The 19,021-nt window shown below is 43.2% G+C and carries 16 protein-coding genes; 4 read left to right on the top strand and 12 right to left on the bottom strand.

Features of this window, described 5'->3' with window-relative positions; translation table 11 throughout:
* Positions 1–4: 4 nt before the first annotated feature.
* From PG840_RS01955 to PG840_RS01935, 5 genes are all read right to left on the bottom strand, one after another.
* Complete coding sequence (locus PG840_RS01955) at positions 5–277, bottom strand: hypothetical protein (protein ID WP_117556957.1); 273 nt, start codon at positions 275–277, stop codon at positions 5–7.
* Positions 278–439: 162 nt separating this feature from the next.
* The gene (locus tag PG840_RS01950; protein WP_117824291.1) at positions 440–2,392 is read right to left on the bottom strand and encodes a fructose-1,6-bisphosphatase; all 1,953 of its coding nucleotides are present in this window, start codon (positions 2,390–2,392) and stop codon (positions 440–442) included.
* Positions 2,393–2,426: 34 nt separating this feature from the next.
* Positions 2,427–3,185, bottom strand: a complete 759-nt coding sequence (gene dapB / locus PG840_RS01945) for a 4-hydroxy-tetrahydrodipicolinate reductase (protein ID WP_270613324.1) — start codon at positions 3,183–3,185, stop codon at positions 2,427–2,429.
* A gap of 119 nt (positions 3,186–3,304) precedes the next feature.
* The gene (gene dapA, locus PG840_RS01940) at positions 3,305–4,195 is read right to left on the bottom strand and encodes a 4-hydroxy-tetrahydrodipicolinate synthase (RefSeq protein WP_173687657.1); all 891 of its coding nucleotides are present in this window, start codon (positions 4,193–4,195) and stop codon (positions 3,305–3,307) included.
* Positions 4,196–4,251: 56 nt separating this feature from the next.
* On the bottom strand, positions 4,252–4,896 hold the full coding sequence (locus tag PG840_RS01935; protein WP_008374486.1) for a single-stranded DNA-binding protein: 645 nt from the start codon (positions 4,894–4,896) through the stop codon (positions 4,252–4,254).
* Positions 4,897–5,114: 218 nt separating this feature from the next.
* Here PG840_RS01935 and typA point away from each other — a divergent pair, with 218 nt between their 5' ends.
* The 3 genes from typA (at position 5,115) to hpf (ending at position 8,377) form a co-directional block, all read left to right on the top strand.
* Complete coding sequence (gene typA, locus PG840_RS01930; RefSeq protein WP_118218133.1) at positions 5,115–6,941, top strand: translational GTPase TypA; 1,827 nt, start codon at positions 5,115–5,117, stop codon at positions 6,939–6,941.
* A 79-nt stretch (positions 6,942–7,020) separates the two neighbouring features.
* Entirely contained in the window at positions 7,021–7,632 is a 612-nt protein-coding gene (locus PG840_RS01925) for a transporter (protein ID WP_008374483.1), read from the top strand.
* A 208-nt stretch (positions 7,633–7,840) separates the two neighbouring features.
* Complete coding sequence (gene hpf, locus PG840_RS01920; RefSeq protein ID WP_022220288.1) at positions 7,841–8,377, top strand: ribosome hibernation-promoting factor, HPF/YfiA family; 537 nt, start codon at positions 7,841–7,843, stop codon at positions 8,375–8,377.
* Positions 8,378–8,491: 114 nt separating this feature from the next.
* Here the strand turns inward: hpf and PG840_RS01915 are convergent, their stop codons facing one another.
* Complete coding sequence (locus tag PG840_RS01915) at positions 8,492–9,148, bottom strand: YigZ family protein (RefSeq protein WP_008374480.1); 657 nt, start codon at positions 9,146–9,148, stop codon at positions 8,492–8,494.
* 216 nt (positions 9,149–9,364) lie between these two features.
* Between PG840_RS01915 and PG840_RS01910 the strand changes: the two genes are divergently transcribed.
* Positions 9,365–11,980 carry a transglycosylase domain-containing protein gene (locus PG840_RS01910; RefSeq protein ID WP_270613323.1) on the top strand — a complete coding sequence of 872 codons (2,616 nt, stop codon included), beginning with the start codon at positions 9,365–9,367 and terminating at the stop codon, positions 11,978–11,980.
* Between the two features lie 85 nt (positions 11,981–12,065).
* Here PG840_RS01910 and PG840_RS01905 read toward each other — a convergent pair whose 3' ends face one another.
* The 6 genes from PG840_RS01905 to uvrC form a co-directional block, all read right to left on the bottom strand.
* Positions 12,066–13,223: an amidohydrolase family protein gene (locus PG840_RS01905; protein WP_195488242.1), complete on the bottom strand. Its 1,158-nt coding sequence runs from the start codon at positions 13,221–13,223 to the stop codon at positions 12,066–12,068.
* Complete coding sequence (locus PG840_RS01900) at positions 13,223–14,293, bottom strand: amidohydrolase family protein (RefSeq protein WP_270613322.1); 1,071 nt, start codon at positions 14,291–14,293, stop codon at positions 13,223–13,225. The genes PG840_RS01905 and PG840_RS01900 overlap by 1 nt, the downstream gene beginning before the upstream one ends.
* 19 nt (positions 14,294–14,312) lie before the next feature.
* On the bottom strand, positions 14,313–14,975 hold the full coding sequence (locus tag PG840_RS01895; protein WP_195250794.1) for a GntR family transcriptional regulator: 663 nt from the start codon (positions 14,973–14,975) through the stop codon (positions 14,313–14,315).
* A 196-nt stretch (positions 14,976–15,171) separates the two neighbouring features.
* Entirely contained in the window at positions 15,172–16,110 is a 939-nt protein-coding gene (locus tag PG840_RS01890; protein ID WP_008374456.1) for an ROK family glucokinase, read from the bottom strand.
* 14 nt (positions 16,111–16,124) lie between these two features.
* Entirely contained in the window at positions 16,125–17,048 is a 924-nt protein-coding gene (gene hprK / locus PG840_RS01885; protein WP_008374454.1) for an HPr(Ser) kinase/phosphatase, read from the bottom strand.
* 14 nt (positions 17,049–17,062) lie between these two features.
* Entirely contained in the window at positions 17,063–18,958 is a 1,896-nt protein-coding gene (gene uvrC / locus PG840_RS01880; protein ID WP_118198561.1) for an excinuclease ABC subunit UvrC, read from the bottom strand.
* Positions 18,959–19,021: the final 63 nt, after the last annotated feature.

Genomic DNA, 19,021 nt, shown 5'->3' with positions numbered 1-19,021 from the left:
TTCCCTATTCCTGACCATCTATTGTATGATTATCATTTACATTCCGGTCCTCTGTCCTGTTTCTGGTCATATCATCGACTCCGTCTTTCACATCATCTACTGCATCCTCAACGCCATCTCCGATATCGTTTGTGACATCATTTACCGTTCCATTCTGATTCGTCCCACCGGTATTCGTATCCGGATTTGCAGCGTTATCACCATTTCCACACGCCGTAATTCCTCCCATCAGCATCACACAGGTAAAAACCAGAACCATTCTTCTTAGATATTGCATGTTGTAATTCTCCTTTTTCTGTAAAATACTTGTACTATTACTATCCGCAGAAAAAGGATTTTTATACTTATTTTTAATTTTTTTCGTAACTGTTCAGAGCCAACCTCCAAAATGCTACGCATTTTACACCTGTTTTATGAAATTTTGCTTGGCTCTGAACAGTTACATTTTTTCGATGATCTGACCACTTCTGTAAGCGTCCAGCAATGCCTCCAGATCCGCGATCCGTTCCTTCAGTACTTTTCCAACATCAGTATCTCCTACCGTCTTGCGTTCGAGTGTCCGTTTTACGATCACACTGTCCGAATGGATATCTCTTTCTTTTTCAATGGCGGCCTCCGTCGATTCAAACGGATCATGCGCCGCAAGGATCAGTCCATAGGAATTATAGATCAGCGTGTATCCTGCAATTCCGGTTTCTTTCTGGTACGCTTTTGAAAATCCGCCATCAATAACAAGCACTTTTCCACCACATTTGACCGGATTCTCTCCATTTTTCGTTTTCACCGGAACATGTCCGTTGATGATATGGGAAATTTCTCTGTCCAGGCCAAATTCATCCAGAATTCCGTTCATCACATTTTCATCTTCAAGAAGAAGATAATACGCATTCTTTTTCTCTTTCCACAGCTCCTTTTCTGCAAGGAAATAACGCTCAAAGGTCGCCATTTTATCTTTGCCGAAAAGAGGAGAATTCGCACCCTGCCAGATATACCACATCAGGTCACGCCCTTTTTTCTTTTCATCCGGATCTACCGCAAAAAATCCTTTTCTCACATAGGACTCCATCACATCATAAAGTGTCCTTCCCTGATAGCTTTTACCGTATATCTTTACCTTTCTGAGTGATCCGTCATCATTCAGTGGAACACAGCCGTGATACAGCAAATTGGAATTATAAATCTTGTAAAGACTTCCTTTGTTCAAAAGAAAACGCATATGCCTCTGCAATTTTTCACAGCTCTGGAACGCTTTCACCAGGCGGTTCATGATCTCTTCTTCTTCAGCTGAAAGCTGATATGGATTCTTCGGATCTATGGTCGGAAAATAATCATCCAGAAGCTGATAGATTTTTCCTCCTATCGTTATAGTCCCTTCCTCGTAGTTGATCTTATCCAGAAAGTTTCTTCTCTGGAAACCAAATTCCGGATAAAGTTCTGCTGCCTGTCCTTCTACTTTGAACTGGATAACAGAAATTGCCTTGTGCATTTTCATATTCAGTTCCAGCTCCTGTGGTTTGCAATTGTCCTGCCCTTTTAATAAAAAGCATTCACAGGGATCTTTTGCATACTGTTTCCATGCGAAAGTTGCAAGCGGAAGCAGATTGATCCCATATCCATCCTCCAGAATATCCAGATTCCCATAGCGGGCACAGATACGGATTACATTCGCAATACAGCATTTCTGCCCCGCTGCCGCTCCCATCCACAGGATATCATGATTCCCCCACTGGATGTCCACCGAATGATACTCCATCAGCTTATCCATAATCAGATGCGGTCCCGGACCTCTGTCGTAAATATCACCGACAATATGCAGGTGATCCACAACCAGACGCTGGATCAGTTCACACAAGGCTACAATAAATTCCTCCGCTCTTCCGATCTGGATAATTGTACTGATGATCGAATTATAATATGATTCCTTATCTGTCATTCCTGACTTTTCTGTGATCAGTTCCTCGATCACATATGCAAAATCCTTCGGGAGTGCTTTTCTGACCTTCGATCTGGTATATTTGCTCGCCGAACGTTTTGCTACCTCGATCAGACGGTACAGCATGATCTTGTACCAGTCATCCATATTCTGTTCTTCTTCCCGGATCCGCTCCATCTTCTCCCGCGGATAGTAGATCAAGGTTGCCAGTGTCTGCTTGTCCCGGCTGCTCATTGTGTTTGCAAATACATCATCGACCTTGCGCTTTACCGAACCCGATCCGTTCTTCAGCACATGTGCAAACGCTTCATATTCTCCGTGAATATCCGTCAGAAAATGTTCCGTTCCTTTTGGAAGATTCACGATTGCCTGTAAGTTAATAATTTCTGTGGACGCAGCTGCGATTGATGGAAATAATTCCGACAGCCCTTCCAGATATTTCTCCTCTAATGCTTTCATAACTTCCTCCCTCTTGTATAAAAGCTTTTTCTGCTTACAGTCCGATCACATCACTCATATCGTACATTCCTGCCGGTTTTCCAGCCAGGAATTTGGCAGCTTCAACTGCACCTTTTCCAAAAATTGCTTTTGAATATGCAGTGTGGTGGAATTCGATCACTTCATCTGCCCCCGCAAAGATGACGTCATGCTGTCCAACGATCGTACCTCCACGTACTGCAACGATCCCGATTTCGTTTTTCTCACGTTTTTTTCGTTCATGGCTGCGGTCATAATTGTATACATACTGGTCAGCCATCGCTTCATTAATCGAATCTGCAAGTGCGATCGCTGTTCCACTTGGAGCATCAATTTTCTGATTATGATGTTTTTCTACAATTTCAATATCAAAGCCTGCAGGAGCAAGAACCTTTGCTGCATCCTTTAAAAGCTTCATCAAAAGATTGACTCCCAGTGACATGTTTGCAGAACGGAGAACCGCAACTTTTTCTCCTGCTTCTTTCACCTTTGCAAGCTGTTCCTCAGAAAGTCCTGTTGTGCAAAGAACAACCGGAAGAGTTTTCTCCACACATACATCCAGGAGCTCATCAACTGCTGCTGCGTTTGAGAAATCAATCACAACATCTGCCTGCACATCACACTCTGCAAGGCTTGTAAATACCGGGTACGGATTCTCGATTCCGGTGAATTTATCAATACCTGCCACGATCTCGATCACATCATCCTCCTTTACAAGTTCCGAGATCACCTGTCCCATTTTTCCGTTACATCCATGCATAATTGCCTTAACCATTTTGTATTCCTCCTTGTTATCTCCATTTTCTTGTGTATCTTTTCACAAATTCCTGTATAGCACAAAAGGAACTGATGGATACTCCAGTCAGTCCCTTTTCTCTATAATCTGACCCTTTATTATGCCAGTTTAATTCCAAATGCTTCCAGTTCTTTTGCAAGCTGTGCTGTATGTGCTTCTGTCATCTCTGTCAAAGGCATACGCAGAGGACCTGCCTGCCATCCCATCAGATTTAAAGCCTTTTTAACCGGAATCGGATTCACTTCACAGAATAACTTCTCGATCAGCGGAATCGCATCCAGCTGCATCTTACAGCTTCCCTTGACATCTCCTTCAAAGAACTTTGCACAGATGTCATGTGTATACTGCGGAGCCACGTTCGCAAGAACTGAGATGACACCCTTTCCTCCAACAGAAAGGAGCGGTACGATCTGGTCATCATTGCCTGAATACAGATCGATCTTGCCATCTGTCAGCTGCATGATCTTTGAAATCTGGGAAATATTGCCTGATGCTTCTTTTACCGCAACAATATTCTCTATATTTTTATGTAAAGTTGCAACTGTCTCCGGAGCAATATTCACACCGGTACGGCTCGCCACACTGTAAAGGATGATTGGTGCTTTTGCTTCTTTTGCAACAGCGGTATAATGTGCGATCAGTCCGTCCTGTGTACATTTGTTATAATATGGTGTTACAAGCAGCAGTCCGTCTGCACCGTCTTCTACTGCCTCTTTTGACATCTGGATCGTTGTGTAGGTACTGTTGGAACCGGTACCTGCGATCACCGGGATTCTTCCCTTGACACGCTCGATTGCAAATTTGATGCATTCCATGTGCTCTTCTTCTGATAAAGTAGAGGATTCACCTGTTGTTCCGCAGATGATAATACTGTCGGTCCCATGTGTACAATGGTAGTCCAGCATTTCATCCAGTTTGTCATAATTTATACTCTCGTCCTCATGAAACGGCGTTACAAGTGCCACTCCTGATCCTGTAAATATAGCCATAATATTCCTCCTGACATGTTGCTTTATGATACTAAACGATCAAATTCAGTTTAGCATTAAATGCAGGCACTGTCAATCAGAGTCTTTTCCAGTTTACTGACCGAAACCTCATAGGCAACCCTCTTTTCTGTCTCGGTATCTGAAATCCGTTTTACATATTCCCTGCTCTGGATCCTTCCCAGAAGCTGTACATGCTCTCCCACTTCAAAGCCGGAGGCATATCTTGCATTTCTCCCCCAGCAGATACATGGAATGTAATCAGATTTTCCATATGGGCGGTTAACCGCAAGCAAAAGATCTGCGATCTCCCTTCCAAGCGGTGTCTTCCGGTAGATCGGTTCCTTGCAGATATAGCCATCCAGCCAGATACTGTTGGTCTTTGTCCCGTCAGGTTCTTCTTCCATAAAGGAAATCTCCCGTACAAATACGGATAATACCAGACGGTTTTTCTGCTCTTCATGCCGATTGTAAGAGCGGAACTGTCCGTGCACCATAATATACTCTCCGGTATAATCCTGTGTCACGTCGATCAGCCTCTCTGAGATCATCAGCGGAATACGGTCTTCTGAATTGCTCAGTCTTTTCACTTCTACCTCTACCATATAAAAGCCTTCTCCGAAGACCTCATGGCTGAACGAAAATTCAGTTGCTACCTTTCCCATGATCGTTACCTGGTTATTTTCAATAATCTTATCTGACATAATAATGTAAATCTCCTTCCTCTTCGCAGGCGTATTTTACCGCGTTCTTACTCTTGATCACTATCTAATCTATGAAGCTTTTCCAGTTTTTAGAACAAAAAGTAAACTCTTTTTTTGCAGAAAGTCAAATTTTTTTCTTTCTACTTGTAAATTTTTCAAAATGTGATAAACTATACGGGTTGTAACTTTAAATAGGTAATAAGAAGGGTTTTGAGAATATGAAGACAAAACGTGAAGACATTAGAAATATCGCTATCATCGCCCATGTTGACCATGGTAAAACAACATTAGTAGATGAACTTTTAAAACAGAGCGGTGTTTTCCGTGAAAATCAGGAAGTAGCCGAACGAGTAATGGATTCCAACGATATCGAACGTGAACGTGGAATTACCATTCTTTCCAAAAACACTGCAGTTGTTTATAAAAATACAAAGATCAATATCATTGACACTCCTGGACATGCCGATTTCGGCGGAGAAGTAGAACGTGTCCTTAAGATGGTCAATGGAGTGGTTCTTCTGGTTGACGCTTTTGAAGGTGCCATGCCACAGACCAAATTCGTTTTGAAAAAAGCTCTTGCACTGAAGCTCCCGGTTATCGTATGTATCAACAAGATCGACCGTCCGGAAGCACGTCCGGATGAAGTTATCGATGAAGTTCTTGAACTTCTCATCGATCTGGGCGCATCTGACGAACAGCTTGACTGCCCGTTCCTTTTTGCTTCTGCAAGAGACGGATATGCAACTTACAATATCGACGATGAACCGAAAGACATGGTTCCTCTGTTTGAGACCATCCTGGATTACATCCCGGCTCCGGAAGGAGATCCTGATGCAGGTACACAGATGCTGATCAGCACCATCGATTACAATGAATACGTTGGCCGTATCGGTGTTGGAAAAGTCGATAACGGAACGATTTCTGTCAACCAGGATGTAGTTGTTGTAAACCATCATGATCCGGACAAACAGAAAAAAGTAAAGATCAGCAAATTATATGAATTTGACGGTCTGAATAAAGTAGAAGTAAAAGAAGCAGGCATCGGTTCTATCGTTGCAATCTCCGGTATTGCAGATATTTCCATCGGTGATACGATCTGTTCGCCGGAAAATCCGGTTCCGATCGAATTCCAGAAGATTTCCGAGCCTACGATCGCAATGCAGTTCGTTGTCAACGACAGTCCGTTTGCAGGACAGGAGGGTAAATTCGTCACTTCCCGTCACCTCCGTGACCGTCTGTTCCGTGAACTGAATACAGACGTCAGCCTTCGTGTTGAAGAGACAGACAACACAGACAGCTTCAAGGTATCCGGACGTGGAGAGCTTCATCTTTCCGTCCTCGTTGAAAACATGCGTCGTGAAGGTTATGAATTCGCAGTCAGCAAAGCCGAAGTTCTTTACAAAAAAGACGAAAACGGCAAGCAGCTCGAGCCAATGGAAACCGTATACATTGATGTACCGGATGAATTTACAGGTACAGTTATTGATAAATTAAGCCAGAGAAAAGGCGAACTCCGCAACATGGGAATGTCTAATGGCGGATACACCCGTCTTGAATTCTCCATCCCGTCAAGAGGTCTGATCGGTTATCGTGGAGAATTCCTGACCGATACAAAAGGTAACGGTATCATGAACACAGCCTTTGACTGCTACGCTCCGTATAAAGGAGATATCCAGTACAGAAGCCAGGGATCCCTGATCGCCTTCGAGACAGGTGAAGCTGTAGCTTACGGTCTGTTCAACGCACAGGATCGTGGAACACTCTTCATCGGACCTGGTGAAAAGGTTTACTCCGGTATGGTAATCGGTCAGAATGCGAAGACAGATGATATCGAACTGAATGTATGTAAGACCAAACACCTTACCAATACCCGTTCTTCAAGTGCTGATGAAGCCTTAAAGCTTACTCCGCCGAGAATCCTCAGTCTGGAAGAAGCACTTGATTTCATCGATACCGATGAACTTCTGGAAGTCACACCGAAGAGCCTGCGTATCCGTAAAAAGATTCTGGATCCGAAACTCCGTAAGAGAAGCAATTTCCAGTAAAAAAACTATAGATTTTTCTTTACACTTCCCCCTTGTATCCGTTACAATCTTTGTATACAACGAACAAGGGGGATTTTTTATGAAAAAATACTTAAACGCAGCACTCCATAAGCTGACCGTACTTCTGGAATTTATCATTTCATTCGTTCTGGCTGCCGGAATCATCATTCTGCTTGTCCAGCTGATCCTGTCCATGCCAAATGTTCCGGATCTGAATATTTATCCAAATTACGAAGACCTGGTAGAAACCTGTTTCAATCTGATCATTGGTGTCGAGCTGATCCGTATGCTTTATCAGCACAAGCCTTCCACCGTGTTCGAGGTGCTGTTATTTGCCATCGCCAGACAGGTGATCATGGCACATAATAATCCGGTATCCAGCCTGATCGGTGTGATCTCCATCGCACTTTTATTTGCAACCAGAAAGTTCCTTTTTATTGAATTTGATGAATCTGAGAAAATTATTTTCCGTGCTACTACAAAAGCACGGATTGTAAACAGCATCCTGCACGTCCATATTCCGTATGAAGATGAACAAACCTTATATGACGTGATCACTAAAAGATTTGAACAGGAAAAAACAGAAATTGGTGTTGGTGCAAGTACATTCTTCGATAATTTTGGTCTGCGCGTTGCCAAAATGCATAACGGCAAGATCAGTCGTATCGAAGTAATCCGCTCCATACATTGACAGAATTTTCTGATAATTCAGTTTTCTTTACAGAATTTTAATAATTTTTTTGCATTTACCATTGCATCTCTCCCCTATGATAGAGTATAATGTAGCTATAGCCGGAAGGATATAAAAACTATCTATACATCCTGCCGGTCAAGCTCTTATAGATGCACTTATCTCCGTACATACTATGAGAAATATGAGAAAAAAGGAGTTGAGCTGTATGAATTTTATCATTAGCGGAAGAAACATTGACATCACACCTGGTCTCAGACAGGCTGTAGAACAGAAATTAGGAAAACTGGAAAAGTATTTTACTCCTGAAACTGACATTATCGTTACACTCAGTGTAGAAAAAGAACGTCAGAAAATCGAAGTTACGATCCCTGTAAAAGGAAACATTATCCGTTCCGAGCAGGAAAGCAGCGATATGTATGTATCCATTGATCTCGTAGAAGAAATTATCGAGCGTCAGCTCAGAAAGTATAAAACCAAACTGATTGCAAAACAGCAGGGCGGACATGATTTCCGTCAGGAATTTATTGAATCCGATACTTCGGCAGCAGAGTCAGACGAGATTGAGATCGTCCGTACCAAACGTTTCGGCATCAAACCAATGTTCCCGGAGGATGCCTGCATTCAGATGGAACTTCTCGGACATAACTTCTACGTATTCAGCAATGCTGAGACAGACGAAGTCAATGTTGTATATAAGAGAAAGAATGGAACCTACGGTCTGATCGAACCGGAATTCCAGTAAACCAATAAGCTCATACAGAGAACCTGCTGTCTGCAGTTCCTCCTGTATACTAAGACATTAAAACCCCTATACAGAACGGATTCTCCGTTCTGTATAGGGGTTCTTTTTCCTGTTCTATTCCTCAAAAACCAGGATTTCTTTTCCATCCTCCGCAAAATAGCAGCTGTCTCCTTTTTCGATCACAGCCTGTCCATTTGTTCCCTCTGTAATCTCGGAAACCACACATTGCTCCTGATCATAAGGCAGAATCACTTTCATCAGCACTTTATCCGTATACTGTGTATCCTGCACACTGATCTGCCGTTGTCCGAGGATATACTGGATCTTCCCAAGTCCGGTATAATCCGTTCCAATCTCATACCGGTAACCCAGGCGCTTTGTGATCACAGTACTTGCCTGAAGACCTTCCTTTACTGCTCCCTGATAAGCCCGCACCAGACCACCTGTTCCCAGAAGCGTCCCGCCAAAATACCTGGTCACAACAACCGCCGTATCGTGAAGACCTTCCCCTGTAAGCACATCCAGCATCGGTTTTCCTGCTGTACCTGCAGGCTCCCCGTCATCACTACATCTCAGAGTTGGATTTGTTACACCGATCACATAAGCAAAACAGTTATGTCTTGCGTCCCAGTATTTTTTCTTCACTTCTTCTATAAATGCCAGTACTTCTTCTTCTGAGTGTACCGGTCTTACCGTTGCGATAAAACGGGATTTCTTTTCAACAATTTCCCCTTCTCCTCCCCGGTATACTGTTTTATATTCTTCCTGCATGTCTGCGTTTTTCCCTTCATTTTCCTTATATTTTCACTATTCCCAGTATACAAATCTATTTCTTCAGATGCAAGAAAATTACAAAAATGTTACAATTTCCCTATATTTCCGAAATTTTTCTTAATTTTGTAAAATGGAACATTGAAGTTTTCAAGTTTTCCTTTATTTAAATTATCAAGTTTGATATAATATTGCAATATGAAGGAGGAAGCATTCATGAATTATGGAAAGCGAAAAGCTTCTAAAAAACAAAAACGCATAACATCGAAAAAGAATATGCACAAAAAGAAACTGGGCGTTCGCCTTTTTAAAGGTTTTCTATTATGTATCTTTGTCTGCTGTATCCTCGCAGCGATCGGAGGTGGCTTTATCATCAGGCATGTGATTGATAATGCACCTGAGATTACAGCTGACAGCATCAAACCACAGGGTTATACGTCCACCGCACTTGCAGATGACGGCACGACAACAATAGCCGAATTCACCGGTGCAGGTGCCAACCGTGTATATAAGACGATTGATCAGATCCCGAAGGATCTGCAGCATGCATTCGTCGCAATCGAAGACTCCCGTTTTTACAAGCATAACGGTGTTGATATCCAAGGTATTATCCGTGCTTTTGTTGTTGGTATCACTCATGGTGGCAACTTCTCTGAAGGAGCCAGTACCATTACCCAGCAGCTGATCAAGAACAATGTCTTCCCTGACTTTGTAAATGAAAACACTTTTGAAGAAAAGCTGGAACGTAAGATCCAGGAACAGTATCTCGCAATTCAGGTTGAAAAGCAGCTTGATAAAGATTCAATCCTTGAAAGCTACCTGAACACGATCAACCTTGGTCAGGACTGTCTGGGAGTACAGTCAGCCGCACAGAGATATTTTAATAAGGATGTCAATGAACTTAACCTTTCCGAATCTGCAACCATCGCTGCAATCACACAGAATCCGGGAAGATACAATCCGATCACCAATCCGGAAGACAACGCAACCCGCCGCAAAAAAGTTCTGGATAATATGCTCGATCAGGGCTGGATCGACCAGGCTGCCCATGATGAAGCACTGGCAGATGACGTATATTCCAGAATTCAGAACGTAAATACACGGATCGAAGAGACCAACACCGTCAACTCTTATTTTGTTGATGCCCTGTCTGAGCAGCTGATCGAAGATCTCACCTCAGAAGACGGACTTGGATATTCCCAGACACAGGCAGAGAACGCACTGTACAGCGGTGGTCTCACCATTTATTCAACTCAGAATCTTACGATGCAGAACATCTGTGATGAAGAATTGAATGATGACAACAATTATCCGGCCAATATTGACTGGGGTGTTGATTATGCCCTCACAGTCTATCATACTGATGGCTCGGTAGATAACTACAGTGCCGGACACCTGAAACAATTCGGGGCAGATCAGTACGGTGATGATGAAGGACTTCTCTTCGGATCACAGGAAGCTGCACAGGAAAGAATTGACGCATTCCGTAACAGTCTTCTCCAGGATGGCGAGACCTATGATGAGTACGTCAACCTCTCTCCACAGCCGCAGACTTCACTTACCATCATCGATCAGAAAACAGGGCAGATCAAAGCTCTTGTCGGTGGCCGTGGACAAAAGACAACCAACCGTGGACTGAACCGCGCATACAAGGGTTCTACCCGTAACGCAGGTTCTACATTCAAGATTCTTGCCGTATACGCTCCGGCATTGGACAGCGCAGATCTTACACTTGCTACCACCGAAGTTGATGAAGAATACTACTATCAGCACGACCTGGAACATCATCAGGTTCATAACTGGTGGGGCGATTACTATAAAGGTACCGTAACATACCGTCAGGCGATCGAACAGTCCATGAACATCATTGCGGTAAAGACATTGAATAAGATTGGTATCAATCTTGGTTTTGAATACTGCGAGAAATTTGGTCTTTCCACACTTACCGAAGACGATGCTGTAGAGTCTCTTGCTCTTGGTGGTATTTCCCATGGTGTTTACAACTATGAACTGACAGCAGCCTATGCATCCATTGCAAACGGCGGTGTATATAACAAACCATCCCTGTACACAAAGGTATTGGATCATGATGGTAATGTCCTGATCGACAACTCCAATCCGGAAAGCCACACTGTGATCAAAGATACAACTGCGGCACTTCTTACCAACGCCATGCAGGATGTTGTCACAAAGGGTACTGCAACCGATGCACAGCTCAATAATATGCCTGCATCCGGTAAATCCGGTACAACCTCCGACAACCGTGACTTCTGGTTCGAAGGATTTACACCGTATTATACCTGTGGTATCTGGATGGGTTACGATGGTAACCAGGAAATGTCTGAAGGAAGCTGGAACTATCATTTCAAGATCTGGGCTAAGATCATGAACCGGATCGATGAAGCTTTGGGACTTACCTACAAAGACTTCGAGATGCCAAGTTCTCTCGTTCAGAAGAGCGTATGTACAATTTCCGGTAAACTTGCCGGTTCCGGCTGTCCGTCACAGACCGAATGGTTTGATCCGGATACTGTCCCGACCGAGACATGTTCCGGACATGCAAGCAAGTCAACTACCACAAACAGTACAAAAAATTCGAATGACAAATCCGATTCTAATAGTACAACGGGTGGAAACTCCTCCGGTAACTCTACCGGCACTAATGGGGATACTACCGGTGGTACCGGCGGTGATTCCGGCAATACCGGCGGCGGCACTGATTCCGGTAATAATAGTGGCAATTCTGGTAATACCGGTGGCGATTCCGGTAATACCGGTGGCGGCACTGATTCCGGCAATACCGGCGGCTCAGATTCTGGCAATGGACAGTAAGAATCTATCATCTAATTAGAATAAAAAGAGATCAGTGAATATTTGAAATTCACTGATCTCTCTTTTTTATCTATCAATCTGGTTTCTATTTCTGATATACGATCTTACCTTCAATCATCGTATAGTATACCATTGCATCGGTATCAAGTCCGAGTTTTCCTTTCATTACAATAATATCTGCATCTTTTCCTTCTTCCAGGCTTCCCAGACGGTCTTCTACGCCCAGCACTTTTGCAGCATTGATCGTAACCGTTCTTACTGCTCTCTCCTGTGCAAGTCCTTCACGCACTGCTTCTCCCACATGATGATACAGAGATTCTTCACTCAGAATCGGTGAATCAGTGATCATCGCCACATTCACTCCTCTGTCATCTAGCATTTTTACAGCTTCCACATCGATTTTTCTACGTTCTCCAGGACTACGGTAAGTTGCAATCGGTCCGTAACATACATCGCATCCGCTTTCCACGATTTCATCCAGATAATCGGTTGCTCCCCATGCATGTTCTAATGAGAAGTGTACGTTGTATTTTTTCGCAATCTCAATTGCTGTGAGCATATCATACTGTGTACAGTGGATCTTACATGGAATTTCTCCTTTTAAAGCCAGGCAAAGAGCTTCCATATCCGGATCATACTCCACTTCTTTATTCTGTTCTTTGTCTTCCATGTATTTCTTTGCTTTTGCAAAGGTATCATCCAGAACCTTAGCGATTCCCATTCTTGTCATCGGAAGTCTTCTCTGATCTCCGTATGTATTTTTCGGATTACCGCCAAGAGCAATCTTTACAGCACATGGAGATTTGATTGTCATATCAAACACATTGTTTCCATAAGTTTTAAGTGCAAACGGAAGTCCGCAAAATACATTTCCGCTTCCCGGAGTCAGAAGCATGGTTGTGATTCCGTGCTCATAAGCTACTTTAAATTCTCTTGCATTTGGATTTGTTCCAAAACGTGCATCAACAGAAAGAGTAACCGGATTTGTCATCTCATTGGCATCGTCTACACACGGATCCACATTGAAATCAAATAATCCGATGTGAGAATGTGCATCGATAAGTCCCGGAAGAACATAATATCCTTCTGCCTCAATGAGCTTATCTCCATCCTCTAAGCAGTCTTCACTGATATGTTCTGCTACTTCTTTGATCTTTGTTCCTTCGACGAGAATATCACCCTGAAAGATGCCCTTATCCTCTGTCATTGTATACAAAATACCATTTTTGATTAATGTCTGCATTACGATAATACCACCTTTCCATTTATCATACAAAACTGTACGTGTGCCGCATAAGATTTTACAGGATGATCACTGTAAATTGTGATGTCCGCGTCTTTTCCAACTTCGATACTTCCGATCTGATCTGCAACACCAAGCATCTCGGCTGGCTGGATCGTCATCATTTTTACTACATCCTCAGCATCGATTCCTGCACGATATACTTCGATTGCACTCCAGATGAATACTTCTCTACCTTCAGAAGCACCTTTGCATGTGTTTGTAAATGCGATGCGGTTTCCGTTTTCTACCAGTTCTTTTAATCTGGAAAGATCGATTTCATGTTTTGAAATCTGTGACAGGTTGCTGAAATTACCAAAGATAATTCCAACTTTCTTTTCTTTCAGTTCTTCGATCGCATCGCCGAATTCAAATCCGTCTACGATTGTAAGCTGGATATCTTCATCTTTCAGAAGCTCCATAAGACACTGAACCTCACCTGCAGTTTCTGCTGCGATGACAAATGGCATCTGATATTTCTTCAAAAGGTCATCTTTTCTGATTGCTTCTTTGAGCAAATGGAAAATTCCCATTCTTGTTTTCGGCATCTGGTTACTTGCACCATATACATCCTTAACGGTTGAGCATACGCTTCCCTTCATTGCTGCGTGCTCTTTTACAATACGGTTTGCCATATGATCCGGAGCTGTCTTACACACTGTAATCTGTCCTCCGATCACATTGCTGTGATCCGGTGAAAATCCAACAGATGTAATTCCTGATTTGTAGAATTCCTGTGCATTCACTTCATCTGGATCGATGGCATACTTCACGCTCAGATCCGGATTGATTACATTTGTAGTTTCTGCATTATCTCTGTAACGAGTCGGAATCCCCATAGCTCCGATAGAAGAATGTGGATCAATGAAACCCGGGAAAACCTGTTTTCCGGTTGCATCAATCACTTCTGCATCTTCTTCACAAAGATTCTTTCCAATCTTTCTAATCTTCGTTCCTTCAACTAAAATATCATGTTCTTCAAGCACTTTCCCCGTCCCTGTATGAACGGTTCCGTTTTTAATTAAATACATATTCTTTCTCTCCATACCTTCAGTTCTTTTCTCCTTTTTTCTTTTGATTTTCGTACAGAACATGCGGGACAACCATGTAGTGGAATTCTATCTCTTTACAGATATCTTCGACTGTCCCTTTATGAAACAGATCCAAAATTCTCTGATGATTGATGTGGACCACATCAAATGGTACCAGAGTTTTTGTATCCATCGTATAATATGCCGCCGTATTCCCTCCTTCCAGTATTTTCCAGATTCTATGAAGTTTTTCACTGTGTGCGGTCTTCACAATACATTCATGGAACTGTTCATCGAATTCTATAACTTCATACAGATTTTTCTGATTGGCCGCTTTCTCCATGGAAAGGACAAGCTTCTGCATCTCTTCATCCTGTTCTTTGCTGATCTCTCCCCCGCACATCTGCACTGCCAGTTTCTCAAGCGTAGACTGGATCAGGTATGTTTCCTGCATCTCTTCATAAGTCATCGTCTTTACTACGCAGCCTTTCTGTGCTTCATATACAACCAGCCCTTCTTCTTCAATCTGCCTGAGAGCTTCTCTTAAGGGACCTCTGCTGACTTTCAGCTCTTCTGCTACTTTTGCCTCTATAATTCGTTCTCCCGGTTTGATCTCTCCTGATAAAATCTTGTGTCTTAAAATTTCAACTACTTGCTCTCTTAATGTTTTACGTATTATCATTTCGTCTTCCTCTTCATAATTCTTTAGAGTTCATAGGCTTATTTAATAATATTACTATGATAAGTCTACATCATTTTGTGCAGAATGTCAAATGTAAACATTTTACATTCTGCATTTTCTTCTGTAAAAAGCAAAAATCTTGCAAGAATGTTAAATATTTCTCACAAGATTTTTGTTTTTTTATAATATCTTTCACTTATTTCAGTACCAGTTTTGCTGCTCCGCAGATTCCTGCATCATTTGCAAGTTCTGCGAGTGCAAATTCTGTATCTTTGTCTGCAAAGAATGCCATTTCTTTAAATGGACCTTTGATGTAATCCAGCAGAACCTCTCCGGCTTTTGATACCCCTCCGCCGATTACGATAACCGCCGGATCACAGGCAGCTGCAAGGTTCGCCAGCGCATGTCCCAGATACTTTCCAAATTCAGTTGCGATTTCGATTGCAACTTCGTCTCCGGCTTTCACTGCATCAAACACTTCTTTCGCAGACATCTCTGCCACATTTCTGAGGGTACTTGGTTTCTCATCTTTTGCAAGACGCATATTGGCAAGTCTTGTGATTCCTGTTGCTGAAGCATACTGTTCCAGACAGCCTTTCTTTCCACATCCACAGGTTTCTGTCTCCTGGTAGTTTACACACAGATGACCGATCTCTCCGCCAGCACCGTGTGCCCCTACAAGGCACTTTCCATCCACGATGATTCCACCGCCAACACCGGTTCCAAGGGTAACCATAATAACATTCTTGTGGCCTTTTCCGCCACCTTTCCACATCTCACCAAGCGCAGCTACATTTGCATCATTCCCCGGAATCACTTTCATTCCGTCAAGAAGCTCTTCCAGTTCACGTGTCACTTCTTTGTATCCCCATCCGAGATTTGCTGTATTCTGAACAATTCCATCCTCGGTTACCGGTGCCGGAAGCCCCATTCCAAGTCCGATGATCTGTTCCTTCACCAGTTTCTTTTCTGCCATCTTTGCTTTCACTGCCTGCGCAATATCCGGGAGGATTGCTTCTCCCTGGTTCTCAGTACGTGTCTTGATCTCCCATTTGTCAAGAAGCTCTCCGTCTTCCTGAAAAAGTCCCATCTTTACTGTCGTTCCGCCTATATCAATACCAAAACAATATTTCATCTGTCTCCTGCTCCTTACATATTCTTTTTTAGATTTTCCTGTACCCGGCGGTACAGCTCCTGAGCTGCGTTATAGCCCATTTGTTTCTGTCTGTGGTTGACTGCCGCTGATTCTACGATAATGGCAACATTACGTCCCGGGCGGATTGGAATACTGTGGCATACAACCTTATTACCAAGAAATTCTGTATACTCCTCAGTAAGTCCAAGCCTGTCGTACTCACGATCCTTGTTCCAGTCCTCAAGCGTGATGACGAGATCAATATTTTGTGTCTCTCTTACACTCTGCACACCAAACAGCGTCTTTACGTCAATGATACCAATTCCGCGAAGTTCAATAAAATGGCGGGTAATATCCGGTGCTGTACCAACAAGAGTATCATCACTGACCTTCCGGATCTCCACCACGTCATCTGTTACCAGACGATGGCCTCGCTTGATCAGCTCCAGTGCCGCCTCACTTTTACCGATACCGCTGTCTCCCATGATCAGAACACCGACTCCATAACAATCCACCAGTACCCCGTGAATTGAAATACACGGTGCCAGTTCCACTTTCATCCAGCGGATCAGTTCTGCAGAAAAGGAAGAAGTCTGTTTATCCGTAATAAATACCGGAATATTGTTCTTCACTGCTTTCTCCAGAAATTCCGGATCCGGCTGCAGATTTCTGCAGAAAATAAAGCATGGAATCCCATACTCAAGCAGTGTATCATATATTTTCATCTTATGCTCATATTCCAGTGTCTGCAGATAAGTGTACTCTACATATCCGATAAGCTGAATCCGTTCGCAATCAAAATGATCAAAAAATCCGGCGAGCTGAAGTGCCGGACGGTTAATATCCGGAATTTTTACTTCCCGCTGTGTCATATCGACATCCGGAGTAAGATTTCTAAGTTCCATCTTCTCTACGATTTTTGTTAATGTTACTCCCATAGTCCTGTCTCCTTTTATTGTTCTTCCATCCGAGTAGCTTCTGTATCTTCCATTTCGCTTCCTCTGAAAAAATTATACACGCTTTTGGCTGATTTTTCATCCATTGATGGAATTTTTTTCAAATCTTCCACCTCTGCATTCTTAATCTCATCCAGGCTGTCAAATGTCCGCATCAGTGCTTTCCTTCTCGCAGGTCCGATTCCCGGAATATCATCCAGGATCGAATGCACTTGTCCCTGACTACGCAGTTTCCGGTGAAATTCTATAGCAAATCTGTGTGCCTCATCCTGCACTCTTGTGATCAGCCGAAACCCTTCGGAATTGCGGTCGATCGGAATCTCAATATTCTGATAGTAGAGTCCTCTCGTCCGATGGTGGTCATCTTTGACCATACCGCATACCGGAATGGATAAATGAAGTTCATCCAGTACTTCCAGTGCTATATTAACCTGTCCTTTTCCACCATCCATCATGATCAGATCCGGAAAAACATTAAAACTTCCCAGCTCTTTCCCGCTTTTCTGTTCCTCCAGACCATGCCGGAATCTTCTGGTGAGGACCTCACGCATACTTGCATAATCATCCGCCCCCTGCACACCCTTGATGTGGAACTTACGATAATCGTTTCGTTTCGGTTTGCCCCTCTCATAAACGATCATCGACCCTACCGAAGCAAATCCATTGGTATTGGAAATATCATACGCCTCCATACGCACCAGGTTATTAAGATCAAGCAACTTTTCTATTTCTTTTACTGCACCGATCGTTCTTCCTTCTTCACGCTTGATACGCTCCTTATCTTTTTCCAGTACCATCTTTGCATTTTTCGCCGCAAGCTCAACAAGCTTTTCTTTTTCCCCTTTTTTCGGGATACGGAAATGAACCTTATGCCCACGTTTTTCTCCAAGCCATGCTTCCAGGATCTCCCGCTCTTCCGGTTCCACCGGAAGCATCAGTTCGCCCGGAATATATGGCGTTCCGGCATAAAACTGCTTGATAAAGCTGGAGAGGATCTCTGCATTTTCATCTCCCTGGGCAATCCGCAGATAAAAATGATCTCTGCCGATCAGACGACCATTGCGTATAAAGAATACCTGTACCACCGCATCCTCATGCTCTCTTGCAAGAGCCACAATATCCCGGTCCTCGCCCCCTGTATCGGTAATCTTCTGCTTCTGTGCAATCTGCTTCACGCTGTGCAGAAGCTCCCGGTATTCAATTGCTTTCTCAAATTCCAGATCATCCGATGCCTCCTGCATCTTTTTCTCCAGATCCTTTAAGATTTTATCATAATTTCCTCCCAGGAATTTGAGTACTTCATCAACCGATTCTCTGTATTTTTCCTGCGAAATATACCCCTGACACGGTGCATCGCACTGCTTGATATGATGATAGAGACAGCATCTTTCTTTCCCGATATCGCGCGGAAGGATGCGGTTACAGCTACGCAGACGGTAAAGCTTCCGGATCAGTTCGATCGTATCTTTTACCGCCGTCACACTGGTATAAGGGCCGAAATACTTTGACTTGTCCTTCTTCATCTGCCTTGCCATCATAATCCTTGGATATGCTTCGCCGGTTGTCACTTTGATAAATGGATAACTCTTATCATCCATCAGCATCGTATTGTACTTTGGCCGGTGTTCCTTGATCAAATTGCATTCCAGAACCAGTGCTTCCAGTTCCGAATCCGTCACGATATACTCAAACCGGGTGATATGCGTCACCATCTGGTCAATCTTGGCCCCCCTGTTCCTGCTCGGCTGAAAATACTGTCTGACACGGTTCTTCAGGCTGATCGCCTTTCCAACATAAATGATCTCGTCCTTTTCCCCATGCATCAGATAGACTCCCGGTTTCCCAGGAAGTTTTTTAAGTTCGTCTTCAATAATAAATGTCTGATTTTCCATAGTCACATTATACCTTGCTTCCTGCAGACAATACAAGTCATTCTTTCAAAAGAATCTACAGAA

Origin of the sequence: Coprococcus sp. AM97-35, assembly GCF_027697525.1 — a bacterium.
GTDB lineage: Bacteria > Bacillota > Clostridia > Lachnospirales > Lachnospiraceae > Allocoprococcus > Allocoprococcus comes.
The sequence above is the reverse complement of the archived record's forward strand: the minus strand, read 5'-3'. Positions and strand labels throughout refer to the sequence as shown.

Bases quoted from the DNA above. Each gene is read 5' to 3' on its own strand.
- PG840_RS01955 (WP_117556957.1), bottom strand. From the start codon at position 277: ATGCAATATCTAAGAAGAATGGTTCTGGTTTTTACCTGTGTGATGCTG.
- PG840_RS01950 (WP_117824291.1), bottom strand. From the start codon at position 2,392: ATGAAAGCATTAGAGGAGAAATATCTGGAAGGGCTGTCGGAATTATTT.
- dapB (WP_270613324.1), bottom strand. From the start codon at position 3,185: ATGGTTAAGGCAATTATGCATGGATGTAACGGAAAAATGGGACAGGTG.
- dapA (WP_173687657.1), bottom strand. From the start codon at position 4,195: ATGGCTATATTTACAGGATCAGGAGTGGCACTTGTAACGCCGTTTCAT.
- PG840_RS01935 (WP_008374486.1), bottom strand. From the start codon at position 4,896: ATGTCAGATAAGATTATTGAAAATAACCAGGTAACGATCATGGGAAAG.
- typA (WP_118218133.1), top strand. From the start codon at position 5,115: ATGAAGACAAAACGTGAAGACATTAGAAATATCGCTATCATCGCCCAT.
- PG840_RS01925 (WP_008374483.1), top strand. From the start codon at position 7,021: ATGAAAAAATACTTAAACGCAGCACTCCATAAGCTGACCGTACTTCTG.
- hpf (WP_022220288.1), top strand. From the start codon at position 7,841: ATGAATTTTATCATTAGCGGAAGAAACATTGACATCACACCTGGTCTC.
- PG840_RS01915 (WP_008374480.1), bottom strand. From the start codon at position 9,148: ATGCAGGAAGAATATAAAACAGTATACCGGGGAGGAGAAGGGGAAATT.
- PG840_RS01910 (WP_270613323.1), top strand. From the start codon at position 9,365: ATGAATTATGGAAAGCGAAAAGCTTCTAAAAAACAAAAACGCATAACA.
- PG840_RS01905 (WP_195488242.1), bottom strand. From the start codon at position 13,223: ATGCAGACATTAATCAAAAATGGTATTTTGTATACAATGACAGAGGAT.
- PG840_RS01900 (WP_270613322.1), bottom strand. From the start codon at position 14,293: ATGTATTTAATTAAAAACGGAACCGTTCATACAGGGACGGGGAAAGTG.
- PG840_RS01895 (WP_195250794.1), bottom strand. From the start codon at position 14,975: ATGATAATACGTAAAACATTAAGAGAGCAAGTAGTTGAAATTTTAAGA.
- PG840_RS01890 (WP_008374456.1), bottom strand. From the start codon at position 16,110: ATGAAATATTGTTTTGGTATTGATATAGGCGGAACGACAGTAAAGATG.
- hprK (WP_008374454.1), bottom strand. From the start codon at position 17,048: ATGGGAGTAACATTAACAAAAATCGTAGAGAAGATGGAACTTAGAAAT.
- uvrC (WP_118198561.1), bottom strand. From the start codon at position 18,958: ATGGAAAATCAGACATTTATTATTGAAGACGAACTTAAAAAACTTCCT.